13 protein-coding genes and 1 pseudogene are annotated in these 16,969 nt (G+C 45.4%); 12 read left to right on the top strand and 2 right to left on the bottom strand.

The features are described 5' to 3' along the window. Window positions 1-195 precede the first annotated feature (195 nt). The 4 genes and pseudogenes from DW819_RS06900 (at window position 196) to DW819_RS06885 (ending at window position 5,066) form a co-directional block, all read left to right on the top strand. On the top strand, window positions 196-1,923 hold the full coding sequence (locus tag DW819_RS06900; protein ID WP_118732659.1) for an AAA family ATPase: 1,728 nt from the start codon (window positions 196-198) through the stop codon (window positions 1,921-1,923). Window positions 1,924-2,176: 253 nt separating this feature from the next. Further along, window positions 2,177-2,420 (top strand): annotated as a pseudogene (gene tnpA, locus DW819_RS06895) (IS200/IS605 family transposase); the annotation flags it as partial. Window positions 2,421-2,429: 9 nt separating this feature from the next. Beyond that, entirely contained in the window at window positions 2,430-3,548 is a 1,119-nt protein-coding gene (locus tag DW819_RS06890) for an RNA-guided endonuclease TnpB family protein (protein ID WP_118732673.1), read from the top strand. Window positions 3,549-3,761: 213 nt separating this feature from the next. Next, complete coding sequence (locus DW819_RS06885; protein ID WP_118732658.1) at window positions 3,762-5,066, top strand: lactate racemase domain-containing protein; 1,305 nt, start codon at window positions 3,762-3,764, stop codon at window positions 5,064-5,066. Window positions 5,067-5,126: 60 nt separating this feature from the next. Here DW819_RS06885 and DW819_RS06880 read toward each other — a convergent pair whose 3' ends face one another. After that, window positions 5,127-6,068, bottom strand: coding sequence for a LysR family transcriptional regulator (locus tag DW819_RS06880; protein WP_118732657.1), 942 nt, complete (start codon window positions 6,066-6,068; stop codon window positions 5,127-5,129). A gap of 118 nt (window positions 6,069-6,186) precedes the next feature. After that, complete coding sequence (locus tag DW819_RS06875) at window positions 6,187-7,116, bottom strand: LysR family transcriptional regulator (RefSeq protein ID WP_118732656.1); 930 nt, start codon at window positions 7,114-7,116, stop codon at window positions 6,187-6,189. Between the two features lie 220 nt (window positions 7,117-7,336). Here DW819_RS06875 and DW819_RS06870 point away from each other — a divergent pair, with 220 nt between their 5' ends. From DW819_RS06870 to DW819_RS06835, 8 genes are all read left to right on the top strand, one after another. After that, window positions 7,337-8,374 carry a tripartite tricarboxylate transporter substrate binding protein gene (locus DW819_RS06870; protein WP_118732655.1) on the top strand — a complete coding sequence of 346 codons (1,038 nt, stop codon included), beginning with the start codon at window positions 7,337-7,339 and terminating at the stop codon, window positions 8,372-8,374. 20 nt (window positions 8,375-8,394) lie between these two features. After that, the gene (locus DW819_RS06865) at window positions 8,395-8,862 is read left to right on the top strand and encodes a tripartite tricarboxylate transporter TctB family protein (RefSeq protein WP_118732654.1); all 468 of its coding nucleotides are present in this window, start codon (window positions 8,395-8,397) and stop codon (window positions 8,860-8,862) included. Between the two features lie 12 nt (window positions 8,863-8,874). Then, entirely contained in the window at window positions 8,875-10,365 is a 1,491-nt protein-coding gene (locus DW819_RS06860) for a tripartite tricarboxylate transporter permease (RefSeq protein ID WP_118732653.1), read from the top strand. 132 nt (window positions 10,366-10,497) lie between these two features. Next, a complete protein-coding gene (locus DW819_RS06855; protein ID WP_118732652.1) occupies window positions 10,498-11,811 on the top strand; it encodes a lactate racemase domain-containing protein in 1,314 nt (437 codons plus the stop codon). A gap of 471 nt (window positions 11,812-12,282) precedes the next feature. Beyond that, the gene (locus DW819_RS06850; RefSeq protein ID WP_118732651.1) at window positions 12,283-13,629 is read left to right on the top strand and encodes an enolase C-terminal domain-like protein; all 1,347 of its coding nucleotides are present in this window, start codon (window positions 12,283-12,285) and stop codon (window positions 13,627-13,629) included. 127 nt (window positions 13,630-13,756) lie between these two features. Next, window positions 13,757-14,254: a tripartite tricarboxylate transporter TctB family protein gene (locus DW819_RS06845; protein ID WP_118732650.1), complete on the top strand. Its 498-nt coding sequence runs from the start codon at window positions 13,757-13,759 to the stop codon at window positions 14,252-14,254. 15 nt (window positions 14,255-14,269) lie between these two features. Continuing rightward, window positions 14,270-15,775 (top strand): tripartite tricarboxylate transporter permease, encoded by a 1,506-nt coding sequence (locus DW819_RS06840; protein ID WP_118531636.1) that lies wholly within the window; start codon window positions 14,270-14,272, stop codon window positions 15,773-15,775. Window positions 15,776-15,903: 128 nt separating this feature from the next. Further along, complete coding sequence (locus DW819_RS06835; RefSeq protein WP_243025663.1) at window positions 15,904-16,953, top strand: tripartite tricarboxylate transporter substrate-binding protein; 1,050 nt, start codon at window positions 15,904-15,906, stop codon at window positions 16,951-16,953. The last annotated feature ends 16 nt before the right edge of the window (window positions 16,954-16,969 follow it).

The raw sequence follows: 16,969 nt of genomic DNA, 5'->3' as shown, positions 1-16,969 counted from the left end.
TATGTTTTAGAAAGAGCGAAAGGCATTTGTGAAGATAGAATAAATTCTTTTCATCAGATGAGAAGGGGGCATTAAAAAAAGGGCTTAAATCCGTAGGATTCAAGCCCTTTCGGTGCTTGTGGGATGTTTTTCCTGATGGTATAATGAAAGTATTAGAATTCGGAACAAAGATTAGCGGGGAAAGGAAGCGAAGCTATGACAAGAAAAAAGAGACTTCCGGTTGGAATGGAAAACTTTAAACGGATCCGCCGGGAAAACTATTATTATGTCGATAAAACCGGTTTGATTGCGCAGCTTCTGGAACTTGGAAGTATGGTGAGCCTTTTTCCGCGGCCACGACGGTTTGGAAAATCACTGAATATGGACATGCTGCAGAGCTTTTTTGAACTGGGGTGTGAGAAATCGTTATTTGATGATCTGGACATTATGCAGGAATCAGAACTGTGTGAACAGTATATGGGGCAATATCCAGTCATTTCTGTCAGCTTAAAGGGTGTGGATGGAAACTCTTTCGAGGAAGCATGTGCGGCATTGAAGATTATTATTGGAAATGAGGCCATGCGTTTTCCTTTTTTGAAGCAGAGTATACGTTTGACAGACAATGAGAAACAGATTTATGAAAAACTGACGCAGGTTGGGCAGAGGGGCGAATCCATGTATGCAATGTCTGCAGATTTGCTGATTGCAAGTTTAAAGACCTTATCTATTCTTTTGGAAAAGCATTATGGAAAACAGGTCATTCTTCTGATTGATGAATATGATGTGCCGCTCGATAAGGCGTTTCAGAACGGCTATTATGACAAAATGGTGGCTTTGATTCGTGGATTGCTTGGAAATGCGTTAAAAACGAACAGCAGTCTGAAATTTGCAGTTCTCACCGGCTGTCTGCGCATTGCAAAGGAGAGCATCTTTACCGGACTGAACAATTTTAAAGTCTATCCGTTTACCAATCCGGCATTTGATGAATTTTTTGGTTTTACGGATGACGAAGTAAAAAAGATGCTCCATTATTACGAGCTGGATGAGCATTATGAAACAGTAAAGTTATGGTATGATGGATATCAGTTTGGAAATACAGAAGTTTATTGTCCCTGGGATGTGATCAATTACTGCAGCGATCATCGCCTGGAGCCGGATCTGCCTCCTCAGAATTATTGGATCAATACCAGCGGAAATATGATTTTACGCCATTTTGTAGAAGAAATGGGAAAGGAAAGGAAGCTTACGAAGTCGGAACTGGAGAGTCTGATCAGTGGAGATACGGTACAGAAAGAGATTAATCAGGAATTGACATATCAGGATCTGTATGCTTCCATGGATAATCTGTGGAGTACGTTGTTTATGACCGGATATCTGACACAGAGGGGAAAGGCGGATGGAAACCGCTATAATCTGGCGATTCCGAATCGGGAAATACGCGATATCATGACTCATCAGGTTCTGGAACTGTTTCGGGAAAATGTAGGGCAGGATGGCAGTATGGTAAACGATTTCTGCGATGCATTATTCTTCGGAAATCCGAAAAAAGTAGAAGCAATTCTGACGGAATATCTGAAAAAGACAATCAGTATCCGCGATACATTTGTGCAGAAACCGGCAAAGGAAAATTTTTATCACGGAATTCTGTTGGGGATTTTGAGTTTTAAAGGAGGTTGGTCTGTTCGTTCCAATCAGGAATCGGGAAATGGTTTCAGTGATATTTCCATTCGGATTGATGATGCCGATCTCGGAATTGTGCTCGAAGTGAAATATGCGGAACAGGGATGTGAAGTAAAAGAATGTCAGAGGGCTTTGCGGCAAATTATCGATAAGCAGTATGAAGAAGCGCTCCGGCAGGACGGCATCCACAGAATCTTGAAATATGGAATTGCGTGCAACCGAAAACGATGCAGGGTTGCGATGACAACGGAAGAATTACCGTAGAAAAAATAAGTTCTGCAAGAGTAACGATATATTCGATTCCTTTTAACGTAACACTGCAAGAATTCCCCCATCCTCTTCAGTTGGTAGGATGAATTGCCTGCTTTTGATTCCTGATATGCAATAACTGGCATGATTCGATAGTGCACATATCTGTGCTGGCAGAAAAAGAACAAACATTCGATAAGAATATAGACATATAGAGCAATATATGATAAAATATAATCAGTCGAAATAATGAGAAAGGCTGATTTCTATGAGAAAATTGGATAGTAATGCACATTCGGTATTTTTATTATATTACCATTTTATTCTCAAAATCGGAACTGAGTAAGTTTATCAATGCGTATAAAAGCGCAAGCAGCCGCCTGATTAAAAAGGAGTACCAGGAAGTCCGGCAAAAGCTATGGAAGGAAATGTTCTGGAGCCAGAGTTTTTGTCTGTTGAGTGCCGGAGGTGCCCCGATTGAGGTCATCCGTCAGTACATTGAAACACAGGGAGAGAGTAAAATGAACACCGTGTACCGTTTTCGGATTTATCCGAATAAACCACAAAGGGAATTATTTGCAAAGACATTTGGTTGTGTTCGTTTTGTTTATAACCGGATGCTTGCGGAGAAAAAAGCTTACTATGAGAAAACGGGAAAGAACTTAAGCGTGACACCGGCTAGATATAAATCCGAGTTTCCGTGGTTGAAGGAGGTAGACAGTCTGGCACTGTGCAATGCGCAGCTGCATTTGCAGACTGCATATAAAAATTTCTTTCGTGATGACTCAGTTGGTTTTCCGAAATTCAAATCAAAAAAGAAACCTGTGAGAAGTTATACAACCAATTGTGTGAATGGAAACATCGCCTTACAAAATGGAAGGTTAAAACTTCCAAAAGCTGGCTGGGTCCGCATCAGACAGCATCGGAAGATTGAGGAAGGTTACCAGTTGAAAGGTGCAACCATCACTCAGGAAGCAGATGAACGATACTATGTTGCTTTGTTATATTCCTGCGAGGAACCGATGAACGAAATCAGGAAAGCAGAATCCGCGATTGGTCTTGATTTTTCCATGAAAGAGTTATATGCGGATTCCAATGGAAATCGTGCGGCATATCCTCATTTTTTCTCAAAAGCCCAGAAGAAGCTGGCAAGGGAGCAGCGTAAACTGAGCCACTGCGAACAGGGGAGTAACTGTTATAAAAAGCAAAAGAAGAAAGTGACACGGATCCATACCCATATCGCACATCAGCGAAAGGATTTTTTGCATAAGGAGTCGAGGAAGATAGCCAATTCCTATGATATCGTGTGCATGGAAGATCTGAATATGAAAGAAATGAGCCAGGATATGTGTTTTGGAAAGCGTGTTCATGACAATGGCTGGGGAATGTTCACGGATTTTCTGGCATATAAAATGGAACGCGCCGGGAAGAAACTGGTCCGTATTGACCGCTGGTATCCCAGCTCCAAAACCTGCAGCTGCTGTGGAAACATAAAAGAGGATTTGCAATTGAGTGATCGCATTTATGAGTGTGCGTGCGGAAATCGAATGGACCGGGATCAAAACGCAGCAATCAATATATGCAGGGAAGGTATTCGAATATCTGGAATGATACTTGATACAGAAAAGAAAATCTCCTGATCCTTGCGGAAGAAATTCCATACTATCATAATGTCTAATAAAACCGTGGGACACACGGGGATAGCTCGCTTATGCTTTGCCCTATCGGGCAATCGAACGAGAAGCCCCCACTTCAAGCGCTAGCTAAGTGGTGGAAGTATGTCACATGGGCGCTGATATAGTAAATAGAGAGAGTTAGATGAAATAATGATGAATACAGGGAGGCAATATCATATGGGACCAGTAAAAGGCGGAAGTATCTCAAATCTGTTGAAGGATATTCCAATCCCCAAAATGTTCCGGGCGGAGCAGAACTTTAAGAAAGACCGGATTGAGCCGGAGCAGATTCCTGAAGTTGTGAGAGAACAGCTTTCCAGACCGGAAATCAGCTCTAGGATCCAGCCGGGAATGAAGATCGCGATCACGGCTGGAAGCCGGGGCATTGCCAATGTAAATGTGATTACCCGCGCGATCGTTGATTATGTGAAAAAAAAGGGAGCATATCCGTTTATCGTTCCGGCCATGGGAAGCCATGGAGGTGCAAAGGCAGAGAGCCAGAAAGAGCTTCTTGCCGGTTACGGAATTACAGAAGAGTCCATGGGATGCCCGATCAGATCTTCCATGGAAACGGTGCTCCTGGGATATTCTGAGTATGGAAAACCGGTTTATCAGGATAAAAATGCGCATGAGGCTGACGGAATCATTGTTTCCTGCCGGATCAAGCCCCATAATGCTTTCCGTGGTCCCTATGAGAGCGGTGTCTGCAAGATGATGGTAGTCGGACTTGGAAAGCAGAAGGGCGCAGAAAGCGTCCACAGTGACGGACTCGGAAATATGGCGAGGAATCTTCCTGCAAATGCGAAGGTGGTAGTGGAAAATTCCAATATTTTATTTGCGATTCCCTGTGTCGAGAATGCTTACGATGAGACTGCACTGATTGAGGCGATCCCAACGGAAAAAATCTTTGAGCGGGAGCCTGAGCTTCTGAAAATCGCATTTTCCAATATGCCGAGTATCCTGGTGAAGGAAGCAGATGTTCTGGTTGTAAATGAGATCGGGAAAAATTTCAGCGGAACCGGCGTGGACCCGAACATTTCCGGTACCTGGTCCACAGAATTCGGAAAAGGCGGGCTGCAGGTGAAACGGACCTGCTTTCTGGACCTGCGGGACAGTTCTCACGGAAATGCAAATGGAATGGGACTGGCAGATGTGATTACAAAGCGGGTTTTTGATAAACTCGATCTGGATGTAATCTATACGAATTGCTTTACCAGCACAGTTTTACGCTCCGGCATGATGCCGCCGGTTGTTTATGATGATAAAGAAGCCATTCAGGCCTGCATCCGTACGGCAAATCAGATTGACCGGGAGCATGCCCGGATCGTCCGGATCAAGAATACGCTTCACATCGGCGAGATCATGCTTTCGGAGGCATATTATGAGGATGTGAAAAACGGAAGATATCCGGGGGTTACTGCACTGGATGAGCCGCAGGAACTGGAATTTGACGAGCAGGGAGCTCTGCTGACCCAGATCTGACCGGATTTTGATCATAAAGAAAATGTGAAAAAGGAGCCGCTTTTGCGGCTCCTTTTACTGTCAGAAAGAAATAGAATATTTCTCCGCCAGATAAGGGTGTTCGGTATTCTGTTTGAAATAATTTAAGATATGATCCATAAAGGATTGTTCCGGCTCGTTGAGCACCCAGTCCTTCTGGCGTACCACGAGATTTAAGCGCTTCATGGCCGGGGAGAGCGGGTAGTAGGCGATGTGGTTGCGGTTGACAGAGCAGGACTCGGATATAAATGCGACACCGGCATTCTGGGCTACCATACTGCGTGTGGCGGAAATGTTGTTGGTCTCACACACGGCAACAGGCTCAAAGCCGCAGGAGTCGAAGAACTGGTCGCCAATCATGCGCAGGGAGGCCCCCTTTTTGGATAATAAAAGGCTGTCGCCTGCAAAGTTTGCTTTTACTTCCTCTGCGGTGATCGGAGTTCCGGACGGATGCGTCAGCGCATATGGGTGAAACATGGATATGGCAAGGAATATTTCTTCCTCGCGAAGTACCTGCACAAGGCTACCGTAGGGATCAGTGCTTACGTCAGAGGCCAGGCCAACATCCAGAGTGTCTTCAGTCAGTGCCTTTTTGAAGGCCGGCAGGCTTGTTTCTGTAATTTCAATGGTGATTCCCGGATACTGTTCCCGGAATAACGGGATGATCTCGGTCAGCATGCGAAGTCCCCAGTTCGAGGTGACTCCGACACGGATACGACCTTTCTGGCTCAGTGCTGCAATGTTCTGATACAGATCCTTCTGGATCTTTACAACCTTCTGGGCAGCTTCTACATACAGCACACCGGCAGACGTCAGACTCAACTCACCTTTGGACCGGATAAAAAGAGGTGTGCCGAGTTCCTGCTCCAGTCTGGAAAGATACTGGCTCAGGGAGGACTGAGAGACAAACAAGTCTTCTGCTGCTTTTGTCATGTTGTGCCGGTTTGCAATCGCCAGAATGTAGTTTAAATATTTAACGTCCAAAAGGGTACCTCCCATAATTTTCTGATCGGATATAAGTCCATGTGTTTCTTATTACCTGTATTTTCTCATTATACCCAAAATGCAAGCTAAAGTAAATTATCCACAACGACAGAAGCCGTTACAACGATAATCGACCCCAGTATTCTTTGGCCAATTTGATGAAGTACTGGGCGGCATCGGTGAGATAACTGCCTTTTTTGTAACTTGCTGCGATGTCCCAGGTTGGATGGGAAGGAAATGAGAAGAAGGATACATTCTCAAATGGATAGCGATAAGCACCTGCAGCAAAGAAACTGGGAACAACACTGCAGCAGATTCCTGCCGATACCATCTCAAGGGCGGTGCCGGAACGCTGATTATAAAAAAGAGTGTCCGGATAAAACTGGCATTCCTGAAAACATTTACGAATCATTTCATACATCGTAGATTGTTTATACATCATAGCAAATGGCTCATATTGAACATGAACAAGGTCAAGTTCTGGATATGCACTGCAGCTTGTTGAGCGGGCAAGCTGACAGGCGGGGTGAATATTTGGAATCGCAAGAAGAATTTCTTCTTTGGCAAGTGGTATGTAAACATCTTCGGTGCGCTGTTGCTCTGATAAGGTCAAAATGCCAAGATCCAGTTCGCCGGAAGCAATCATTTGCTGTTGTCCGCGAACGTTATTTTCGTAGATGTTGATGGTTACTTCTGGGTAAAGTTGATGAAACAGTGGATAAATATGAGTGAACATGGAACTGCCATGTTCAGAAGTGATTCCGATGGTCAGTGTCCCTTGATGAGAATCGACTAAATCCTGTAATTTTTTATCGGTTTCGTGTCGTATTTGTAAAATTTCTTTTGCAGACTTAAGATAAATTAAGCCTGCATCTGTTGGAACCCATCCGTTGCGGGAACGGTAAAAGAGTGGGGTCCCGATTTCACGTTCAATATTATTTAGCTGTTGTGTGAGTGCAGAGGGCGTGACAAACAGTTTTTCGGCGGCTCGAGCCAGTTTCTGTTCCTCAGCGATCGTGACAACATACTCAATTTCTTTCAGATTCATAAGATAAAATCTCCTTCAATAATACAAGCATAATGCAGGCATTTGAATGATATTCGTTTTTAGTATATAGCAATGATGCTCAAGAAACAATGATTTTTTTTGTTTAGAAAAACTAAATAAAAACGAAAAAAGTTTAAATTTACTTCCTCATAACAAGTTGCTATGATAACCATACAAGATACTTTTAAGCGTTCATGGAAAGAAAGAGAGGGAAAAGGTTATGTTTAAGAAGGGTTTGGCAGTAATGATGGCAGCAGTTATGGCATTTTCTGTGGCTGGCTGTTCTGCAGGAAAGAGTGATAGTGCAGCTCCGGCAGCAACTGAGAAGGCAGCTGATGAAAAGAGCGGTGATAGCGCAGCATCATCCACAGTAGAATGGCCGAAAAATGTGGAGATTGTTGTTCCTGCAAGTGCTGGTGGAGATACAGATTTCAATGCACGTCTTCTTGCTCAGAAGTTATCTGAAAAACTGCCGGCAAACTTCGTTGTTTCTAATGTAAATGGTAATGGTGGCGCAACTGGAACCAGACAGGTAAAAGATGCGGCAAATGATGGCAGTTCTGTTTTATTCTATCATACAGCATTCTTAGTAAATAAAGCGTGTGGCGCAACCGATTATGGCTTTGATGCATATCAGTTTGCTGCAATTGCAGGACAGAATGTTGGTAATGTTGTTACAGTAAATGCTTCTCTTGGAATCAATAGTCTGGAAGAACTTTATAACTACTCCAAAGAGCATCCGGGTGAGCTGAAGATGGCAGCGCAGACTGGAGCAACTTCCTATGCAGTGGCACTTCAGATGAAAAATGCCGGATTTGACCTTAACATTGTAGATGCCGGTTCTGCAGCAGACCGTCTGGCTGCCGTACTTGGTGGGCATGTAGATGTGATTCTTGCAGCATATGGTTCTATTAAGGATTATGTTGCAGAGGGAACTCTGGTTCCGCTTGCAATGGATGGAAACAGTGATCTGACTGTTCCAGATGAAAATATTGATATCAAAGCAATGAAGAATCAGGGCTATGATATTGAGCTTCCGTTCTACTATTTCTTTGCATTCCCGCAGGGAACGGACGCTGCACTGGTAGATGAGTTTAATGCAGCACTTGGCGATATCATTGAGAATGACAGTGAGTATCAGGAGAAAATTTATGCTTCCTACTATCAGCAGCCGACCTTCATGCCGGGCGACGAGGGACTTGCTACATACAGCGATATTGATGAGCTGCTTCAGAAGATTGATTTTTCTGCAAAATAAAGTAGAGAGAGGCGTAACGTATGAGTGGAAAAAAATTATCAGAAACCCTGGTAAATTTGGTGCTGGTACTTACAGGAGCTGCTTTATGGCTGGCTGCACAGAAAATTGAGGTCGGTGCAGCCATGGGGCAGGGCGGAGATTTTATGCCGAAGCTTTGCAGTACGATCTGGTTGATCATTGCGATTTTACTGTTTGTTTTTGGATTGCGTGCACCGGATACCGGAAAAGGAGAAGCTTCGGTAAGCGTGAAAGGATTTGTGATCACATTATTACTGCTGTTTGCTTATGTATTGTTACTGAAACCAATCGGCTTTGTAATTACTTCGATCGTATATATGTTTATCCAGATGATGCTGTTTGTACCAGCTGAATTGCGCAGCAAGAAAAATTATATTATTTTTGCGATCGTATCGGTGGCTCTGCCAATTGCGGTAAATCTGTTGTTTGTAAACGTATTTTCACTGATTTTACCGACTGGTATTTTATAAGGAGGAACATACATGGCTGTTGAAGGATTGCTTTCCGTATTAAACTTCCACTGCTTCATGGTGATTTTGATTGGTGTTGTAGTTGGAATTATCTTTGGTTCCATTCCGGGACTGACTTCTACCATGGGTGTAGCACTTTGCCTGCCGCTGACATTTTCCATGTCTCCGTTGGATGGTATTTCCATGCTGGTGGCATTGTATGTAGGAGGAACTTCCGGTGGTCTGATCTCTGCGATTCTGTTAAAGATTCCGGGAACTCCTTCATCTGTAGCTACTACGTTTGATGGTGGACCTATGGCGGAACGTGGTGAAGGTGGCAAAGCTCTTGGCGTTGGAATTTTATATTCATTTCTTGGAACAGTATTATCCATTGTAGCATTGATTTTCATTGCTCCGTCTTTGGCAAAGATTGCATTAAAATTTGGACCGTATGAGTACTTTGCAATCTGTCTGTTTGCATTGACCATGATTGGTGCAATGGTAGGCGATAACCTCTTAAAGGGATTGATGAGTGGTATTGCCGGAGTGACGTTTTCACTGTTTGGTATTGCTTCCATCGGTGGAGCAGAGCGTTTCACCTTTGGTATTCAGAGCCTGGAAAATGGTTTCCAGCAGCTTCCGGTTATGATTGGTCTGTTTGCGGTAGCTGAGATCTTAAAAGTTGGAGCTGATGGTATTTCTGCCAATAAGGCAACGGTTATGAATTGCAAGGTAAAAGGTTTTGGAATTACCTTAAAAGAATTTAAAGAGCAGTTTGTAAACTTTATCCGTTCTGCGTTGATTGGTATCGGTATTGGTATTCTCCCTGGTATCGGCGGAGCAACTTCTAACATTGTTGCATACAGCGTTGCAAAACAGCAGAGTAAATATCCGGAGAAATTCGGTACCGGTATCATTGATGGAGTCATTGCAACCGAGACATCAAACAACTCATCCATCGGTGGTGCGCTGATTCCGCTTCTTACTCTTGGTATTCCGGGAGATACTGTTACAGCAATGATTCTTGGAGGCTTAACCCTCCACGGAATCGCACCGGGACCGCTTCTGTTTAAAAACAGTGGGACTCTGGTATATGGAATCTTTGCAGCATTCCTGATTGCAACGATTGTAATGTTAGTCGTAGAGTTTGGCGGTATCCGTTTATTTGTAAAGGTACTTGCAGTACCGAAATACATTCTGCTCCCGGCAGTGCTGATTCTGTGTATTGTTGGTACTTACGGAACAAACCATAATATGTTTGATGTATGGACTTCCTTACTGTTTGGCGTGATCGGTTATTTCATGATGCGTCATAAATTCCCGCAGGCACCGATGATCCTTGGCTTTGTACTGGGAACGGTAGTGGAAGAGAATCTGATTCGTGGTTTAATGTATACAGACAATAACTTCTTTGCATTTTTCAAATCCCCGATTGCAGCAGTATTTATGCTGGCCGCAATTGCAATGGTAATCTGGACTGGTTATAAACAGGTAAAGGGATATTTGCAGAAGAAAACTGCATGATAAAAACGCAGGCTGTTTACTGTGTGATGCTTGGAAACATGCTACAATGTAGGGAACGGAACTCAAAAGAGTCACCGTTCCCTTACCATATATTGAGTGTAAGACATAAAAGTAGAAAATCAGGAGGCATTTATGAATATCGTAGAAGGCGGCAAGGTTTCAGAGTTATTGCGGGATATTCCGATCCCGAACATGTTTCACGCAAGGCAGACCTTCCCACGTGATGTTATTAGACCGGAGGATATTCCGGCTGTGGTGAATGAGCAGATGGGACAGGAGCAGTTTGCATCCCTCATCAAACCGGGCATGGAGATTGCCATTACGGCTGGCAGTCGCGGTATCCGCAATGTGGATATCATCACAAAAGCTGTGGTGGATTTTGTGAAATCCAGAGGCGCGTATCCGTTTATCGTACCGGCCATGGGCAGCCACGGTGGCGCAACCGCGGAGGGACAGCTTGAGATTCTGGCGGGCTATAACATTACTCCGGAAAGCATGGGATGCCCGATCAAATCTTCCATGGAGGTGGTGGAGCTTGGCGTTTCCGAGCGTGGCAAGACGGTATATCTCGATAAGAATGCCTATGAGGCAGATGGTATTATTCTTTCCTGCCGTTTAAAACCACACAACGCGTTCCGCGGACCTTACGAGAGCGGCCCCTGCAAGATGATGACGGTAGGACTTGGCAAACAGAAGGGCGCGTCCCTGGTACATTCTGACGGCATGGATGTGATTGCGAAAAATATTCCGACTATGGCGAAGGTAGTTCTGGAGAAAGCGAAAATCCTGTTTGCGATTCCGTGTATTGAAAATGCTTACGATGAAACTTGTAGGATTGAAGCAATCCTGGCAAAGGATATTCTGACAAGGGAGCCGGAGCTTTTGAAATTCGCGTTTGGCAACATGCCAAAGCTTCTGGTGAATGAAACCGATGTACTGGTCGTGGATGAGGTCGGCAAGAACTATAGCGGCACCGGCGTGGATCCGAATATCACGGGAACCTTCTCTACCCCGTATGCGACGGGAGGAATCAAGGTACAGCGAACCTGTTTCTTAAACTTAAGTGAGGAATCACACGGAAACGCGTTGGGCTGTGGTCTGGCCTCGGCCATCACCCGCAAGATTTTTGACGAGATGGATGTAGAAAAAATGTACCCCAACTGCATTACCAGCACGGTGCTTGCATCGGCACGCATTCCATGTATTGTCGCAAATGATAAGGAGGCTATGCAAATCTGCATCCGCACCTGCAATAAGATCGACCGCGAGCACGTGCGGATGGTGCGTATTCCAAACAGCCTTCACATCGGCGAGATCATGCTTTCCGAATCTTATTATGAAGATGTAAAGAACGGAAAGTACCCGGGAGTGGAAGCGGTAGATGAGCCGCAGCCCCTTCAGTTTGATGAAAAAGGAAATGTAGTGACACCGGTTGAACGGAATTGATGTTTCATGTCATGAAAAGCTCTGCAAACGCAGGGCTTTTTCTTTTATTTCTCTGATATTTCAGCGAAAATCCCATTGAAATCCCATAATAATTCTTTTATAATAAAAACAATAAGGCCATCAACAGAGGATGGCAGACGGTGCGTGACAAAAGCAGAGTCCCTGGATTGACAACTTAATATTTGTAAGGGCATTCAAAGAATTATTAATTTTACTTAGCGTATTAATTGAGATACAATCTCAATTGCGCGTTCAGTAAGATTTTTTGAGAGCTACTATTAGGAAAAATAATCACAGCAATCATTTATAAATATTGGACAGATTCCTCAGAAACTTTTATCATTAGAGTATAACAATGAACAAAGAAAAATTGCATGGGAGCTTTTTTTTTTACATCCTGCGTTAAAAATTTGTATGAAACAGAGAAACGGATGACAGAAAAATGTTAAGCTCCGGCAAGAGGAGGAAAATATGAACAAAGGTACCCCTACAGTAACTGAGATGCAGGTAATTCCGGTAGCAGGCTATGACAGCATGCTCATGACCTTAAGCGGCTGCCACGCACCGTACTTTACCAGAAATCTGGTTATCTTAAAGGACAGTGCAGGCCACACCGGTATCGGTGAGATCCACGGCGGCGACTATACCTGCGAAGCATTAAAGAGCTGCATTCCGTTAGTAGTTGGTCAGCAGGTCGGCAAGTACCGTTCTATTCTGGACAGCATCCACAAAGCTTCCAGGAGAGCAAAAGAGGATGATGGCGAGGGTATCCAGAGCCTGGATATCAGTAAGCTGAAATTCGTAGTAAAAGCAGAGTGGGCGATTGAGTGTGCACTGCTTGACTTACTTGGCCAGTACTTAGACCTGCCGATGTGCGAGCTGTTAGGCGACGGCAAGCAGAGAGACCAGGTTGAGACTCTTGGTTATCTGTTCTATGTCAGCGACAAGAACAAAGCAAAAGAGTTGAACTACTTAGATGAGAGCGACAGCTCTGACCCGTGGTTCAAGCTTCGTCGTCAGGAAATGCTGACACCGGAGCGTATCGTGGAGCAGGCTCAGGTTCTTCATGAGAAGTACGGCTTCCGCAACTTCAAGTTAAAAGGCGGCGTGCTGAAGGGCTCTGAGGAGATGGAAGCAATCCGCGCACTGAAAAAAGCATTCCCGAACGGACGTATCAACATTGACCCGAACGGCGCATGGAGCCTGGCAGAGGCCATTGAGCTGTGCAAGCCGATGGAAGGCGTTCTTACATACATCGAGGATCCGTGTGGTCCGGAGTCCGGATTCAGCAGCCGTGAGATCATGGCTGAGTTCAAGAACAAGGTAAACCTGCCGGTAGCTACCAACATGATCGCAACCGACTGGAGACAGTTCTATCATGCAGCAGCACTGAAGTCTGTGGACATCGTGCTTGCAGATCCGCACTTCTGGGGATTCGGAGGAAGCGTCCGTATGGCTCAGATCTTAAATGACTGGGGCCTGACCTGGGGCAGCCACTCCAACAACCACTTCGATATCACTCTGACTGCATTCGCTCATGTAGCAGCAGCAGCACCGGGCAACCCGACTGCGCTGGATACTCACTGGATCTGGCAGGATGGTCAGAACCTCTTGAACGATACTCCGCAGATCGTAGACGGATATCTGCAGGTTCCGAAGAAGTCGGGCCTTGGCGTTACCATCAATATGGACCGCGTCATGGAGGCAAACAAGCTGTATAACTCCCTGCCGACTCACGACCGTGATGACGCAATGGCTATGCAGTATTTAATCCCGAACTGGAAGTTCGATTCCAAAAAACCGGCACTGGTACGGTAAAAAAATCCCGAATCGGGATTGAAATTTCTGACACTGTCTCATGCAGGCAGTGCCAGTCACCAATTTGGCTCAATCCCGAAAGGGTTTGGCGGTAGGCTATAAACAAAAAGAAAAGGAGATGAAGGGTATGTTCTTCAAAAAGTATGGGGACATTGTTGTAGGTGTGTTTTTCATGGTATTATCCGCATGCCTTATCGCAATGGCACAGATGCTTCCGAAATCCAAGGTTATGGAGATTGGACCGGATTTCATGCCGATGGTAATTGGTGTTGTTACCTTTATCCTGGCAGCAATCCTCACATTTTTAAGCATTAAAAACTTCAAGATGCACGCAAAGGAACTGGAGGGAGCGGAAATCCCGGAATGCGATTATAAGCGCGTGATTTCCAGTATCATTCTGGTCCTGATCTATGTATTTGCGCTGCAGCCGGTAGGATTTATCATTTCTACCCTGGTATTTTTACTTCTGCAGATGCTGGTTCTGTCTCCGGATGATGAGCGTGACAAAAAGCACATTATCATTCTGGCAGTGATCGACATCATTTTCACTATGGTGGTATTCTTCTTGTTCCGTTATGGATTCAAGATCGTGCTGCCGGCTGGTATCTTTACCATTACTTTATAAGGAGGACGTAAGAATATGCAGGCATTAGGACTTTTAGGTAGTGCATTCGCAAGTATTTTAAATCCGGCGTCCATCCTTCTGATGATCGCTGGCGTAGCAATTGGTATTATTTTCGGTTCCATCCCGGGACTGTCAGCTTCCATGGCAGTAGCACTGATGCTGCCGTTGACCTTCAGCATGACCCCTTCCCTGGGTATGAACACCTTGGTAGCAGTTTATATTGGTGGTATTTCCGGTGGTCTGATCTCCGCAATCCTGCTGAATATGCCTGGTACCGCATCTTCCATCGCAACCTGCTTCGATGGACACCCGATGGCAAAAAACGGTGAGGCTATGAAAGCCCTTGGCGTAGGTATCGTATTCTCCGCAATGGGTTCCATTTTCTCTTTCCTCATCCTGACCTTCTGTGCACCGCTGCTTGCAGATGTTGCACTGAAATTTACTCCGGCTGAGAACTTCGGTATCTGCTTCTTCGCTCTGACGATGGTAGCAATCCTCTCCTCCGGTAACATGATCCGCGGTCTTCTGGCTGGTCTGTTCGGCCTGATGTTCACCTTAATCGGTATGGCTCCGATCGATGGTACTCCGCGTTTCACCTTCGGCAATGCCAGCCTGATGGCAGGATTTGATACTCTTCCGACCCTGATCGGTATCTTCGCGATCGCAGATATCCTGTGTACCGCAGAGAGCATGAAGGGCGGCAAGCTTGATACCATTCCGATTAAAAAAGTAAAGGGCTTTGGCTTTACCATGCAGGAGTTCATTTCCTGGCTGCCGAACTTCCTTCGTTCTTCCTTAATCGGTACCGGTATCGGTATCCTTCCGGGTATCGGTGGTTCTACTTCCGGTATGCTGTCTTACGTAACTGCTAAGAATATGTCCAAGCATCCGGAGGAGTTTGGTAAGGGTAATCCGGAAGGTATCGTAGCAACCGAGTCTGCAAATAACGCAACCATCGGTGGTGCAATGATCCCGCTTCTGGTACTTGGTATCCCGGGTGATGGTGTTACTGCTATGATGTTAGGTGGTTTCCTGATCCACGGTCTGTCTGCTGGTCCGCTGCTGTTCGTTAAGAATGGTGATGTTGTATACGGAATCTTCGCTGCATGTATCGTATGTACCCTGATCATGCTGGTGGTTGAGTGGACCTGTATCAAGGGCTTTGTACAGGTACTGAAGGTGCCGAAGCACATCCTGCTTCCGCTGATCCTGGTTCTGTGCTGTGTCGGTGCATACGCAACCAACAACCGTATCTTCGATGTACAGTCCATCCTGATCTTTGGTCTGGTAGGTTATATTTATCACAAGTTCAGCCTGCCGACGACTCCGTTCGTACTGTGCTTCCTGATCGGTGAGATGCTGGAGACCTACTTAAGACGTGGTATCATGCAGTACAAGTCCTTTGGTGCATTCTTTGCAAGACCGATCTTCGATGTATTCTTCTTTATCGCAATCGGTGTTCTGGTATGGACCGTAACCAAGGAGTTAAAGGCTTACAAAGCGAAAAAACAGGCAGCATAAAGAGATCTGAACTTTACAATCTTTTACCTCTATATTAATATGGTATATGCCCCGTCCGGAGCGGACGGGGATATATATAAGGGAAAAACAGGGTGGCAAACACCCGGAAAGAAGGAGAACGTATTATTATGAAGAAAAAACTTTTTGCAGCAGCAATGGCAGGCACCATGGTATTAAGCCTCGCAGCATGTGGCGGCAGCAAGCCGGCAGAGACCACTGCAGCTCCGGCAGCAGACAAGACTGAGGCAGCAGCAGACGGCGAGACCAAGGCAGAGGCAGCAGCTGAGAGCGGTTCTGCATGGGAGCCGAGCACCACTGTTTCTATCGTAGTTCCGGCAGGTGCAGGCGGAAACACTGACCTTTCTGCTCGTGTATTTGCTCAGTATGCAAAAGAGCTGACCGGTCATGATTTCATCGTTGTTAATGCAAGCGGTGCAGCAGGTTCTGTAGCAGCAAACCAGGTTCTGGCAGCAGCTGCTGACGGACATACCTTCCTGTATGGCCACAACCTTGTAAACGTTGCTAACATCGCAGGCGTTACTGATTACAACTATACCGCATTCAAACTGGGCCCGACCTTCGCAAAGGATCCGGCACAGCAGTTATATGTAAGCGCTGAGAAATATGCAGATCTGAACGCATTCATCGAGGCAGCTAAGGCAGCACCGGGACAGTTAAAGGCTTGTACCGAGGTTGGTGCTTACACCTACTATGAGCTGCTTGCTTTTGAGAAAGCAGCAGATATCGATCTGGATCTGGTTGACGTAGGTTCTAACTCCGATAAGATCGCAGCTATGCTGTCTGGTCAGGTAGACTTAATGCCGGGTGCATACATCAACTGTAAGGATTACCTTGAGTCCGGACAGTTCAACTGCATTGGCGCTCCGACCGAGGAAAGATATGATCTCATCAAAGATATCCCGACTCTGAAAGAGCAGGGTGTAGATCTGGTATATCCGGACTGCGACTTCTCCTTCTACTTCCCGGCAGATACCTCTGATGATGTGATCGCTTACTATGAGGATCTTGTTCAGAAAGTTCTTGCAGATCCGTCTGCAGCTGAGGGTGTTGCTAACGTAGATATGATGCCGTACTACTTAAACGCAGAGGATTCTGCTAAGAACGATGAGCAGATCTACAACACCATTAAAGAGATCGCTGATAGCCTTGAGCAGTAATTTCTGAGATTGAAAA

It is taken from the genome of Clostridium sp. AM33-3 (genome assembly GCF_003480315.1).
Taxonomy (GTDB): domain Bacteria; phylum Bacillota; class Clostridia; order Lachnospirales; family Lachnospiraceae; genus Brotaphodocola.
The sequence above is the reverse complement of the archived record's forward strand: the minus strand, read 5'-3'. Positions and strand labels throughout refer to the sequence as shown.

What these genes read in the sequence shown, in the direction of transcription:
- DW819_RS06900 (WP_118732659.1), top strand. Translation starts at nt 196, where the DNA reads ATGACAAGAAAAAAGAGACTTCCGGTTGGAATGGAAAACTTTAAACGG.
- DW819_RS06890 (WP_118732673.1), top strand. Translation starts at nt 2,430, where the DNA reads ATGAACACCGTGTACCGTTTTCGGATTTATCCGAATAAACCACAAAGG.
- DW819_RS06885 (WP_118732658.1), top strand. Translation starts at nt 3,762, where the DNA reads ATGGGACCAGTAAAAGGCGGAAGTATCTCAAATCTGTTGAAGGATATT.
- DW819_RS06875 (WP_118732656.1), bottom strand. Translation starts at nt 7,116, where the DNA reads ATGAATCTGAAAGAAATTGAGTATGTTGTCACGATCGCTGAGGAACAG.
- DW819_RS06870 (WP_118732655.1), top strand. Translation starts at nt 7,337, where the DNA reads ATGTTTAAGAAGGGTTTGGCAGTAATGATGGCAGCAGTTATGGCATTT.
- DW819_RS06865 (WP_118732654.1), top strand. Translation starts at nt 8,395, where the DNA reads ATGAGTGGAAAAAAATTATCAGAAACCCTGGTAAATTTGGTGCTGGTA.
- DW819_RS06860 (WP_118732653.1), top strand. Translation starts at nt 8,875, where the DNA reads ATGGCTGTTGAAGGATTGCTTTCCGTATTAAACTTCCACTGCTTCATG.
- DW819_RS06855 (WP_118732652.1), top strand. Translation starts at nt 10,498, where the DNA reads ATGAATATCGTAGAAGGCGGCAAGGTTTCAGAGTTATTGCGGGATATT.
- DW819_RS06850 (WP_118732651.1), top strand. Translation starts at nt 12,283, where the DNA reads ATGAACAAAGGTACCCCTACAGTAACTGAGATGCAGGTAATTCCGGTA.
- DW819_RS06845 (WP_118732650.1), top strand. Translation starts at nt 13,757, where the DNA reads ATGTTCTTCAAAAAGTATGGGGACATTGTTGTAGGTGTGTTTTTCATG.
- DW819_RS06840 (WP_118531636.1), top strand. Translation starts at nt 14,270, where the DNA reads ATGCAGGCATTAGGACTTTTAGGTAGTGCATTCGCAAGTATTTTAAAT.
- DW819_RS06835 (WP_243025663.1), top strand. Translation starts at nt 15,904, where the DNA reads ATGAAGAAAAAACTTTTTGCAGCAGCAATGGCAGGCACCATGGTATTA.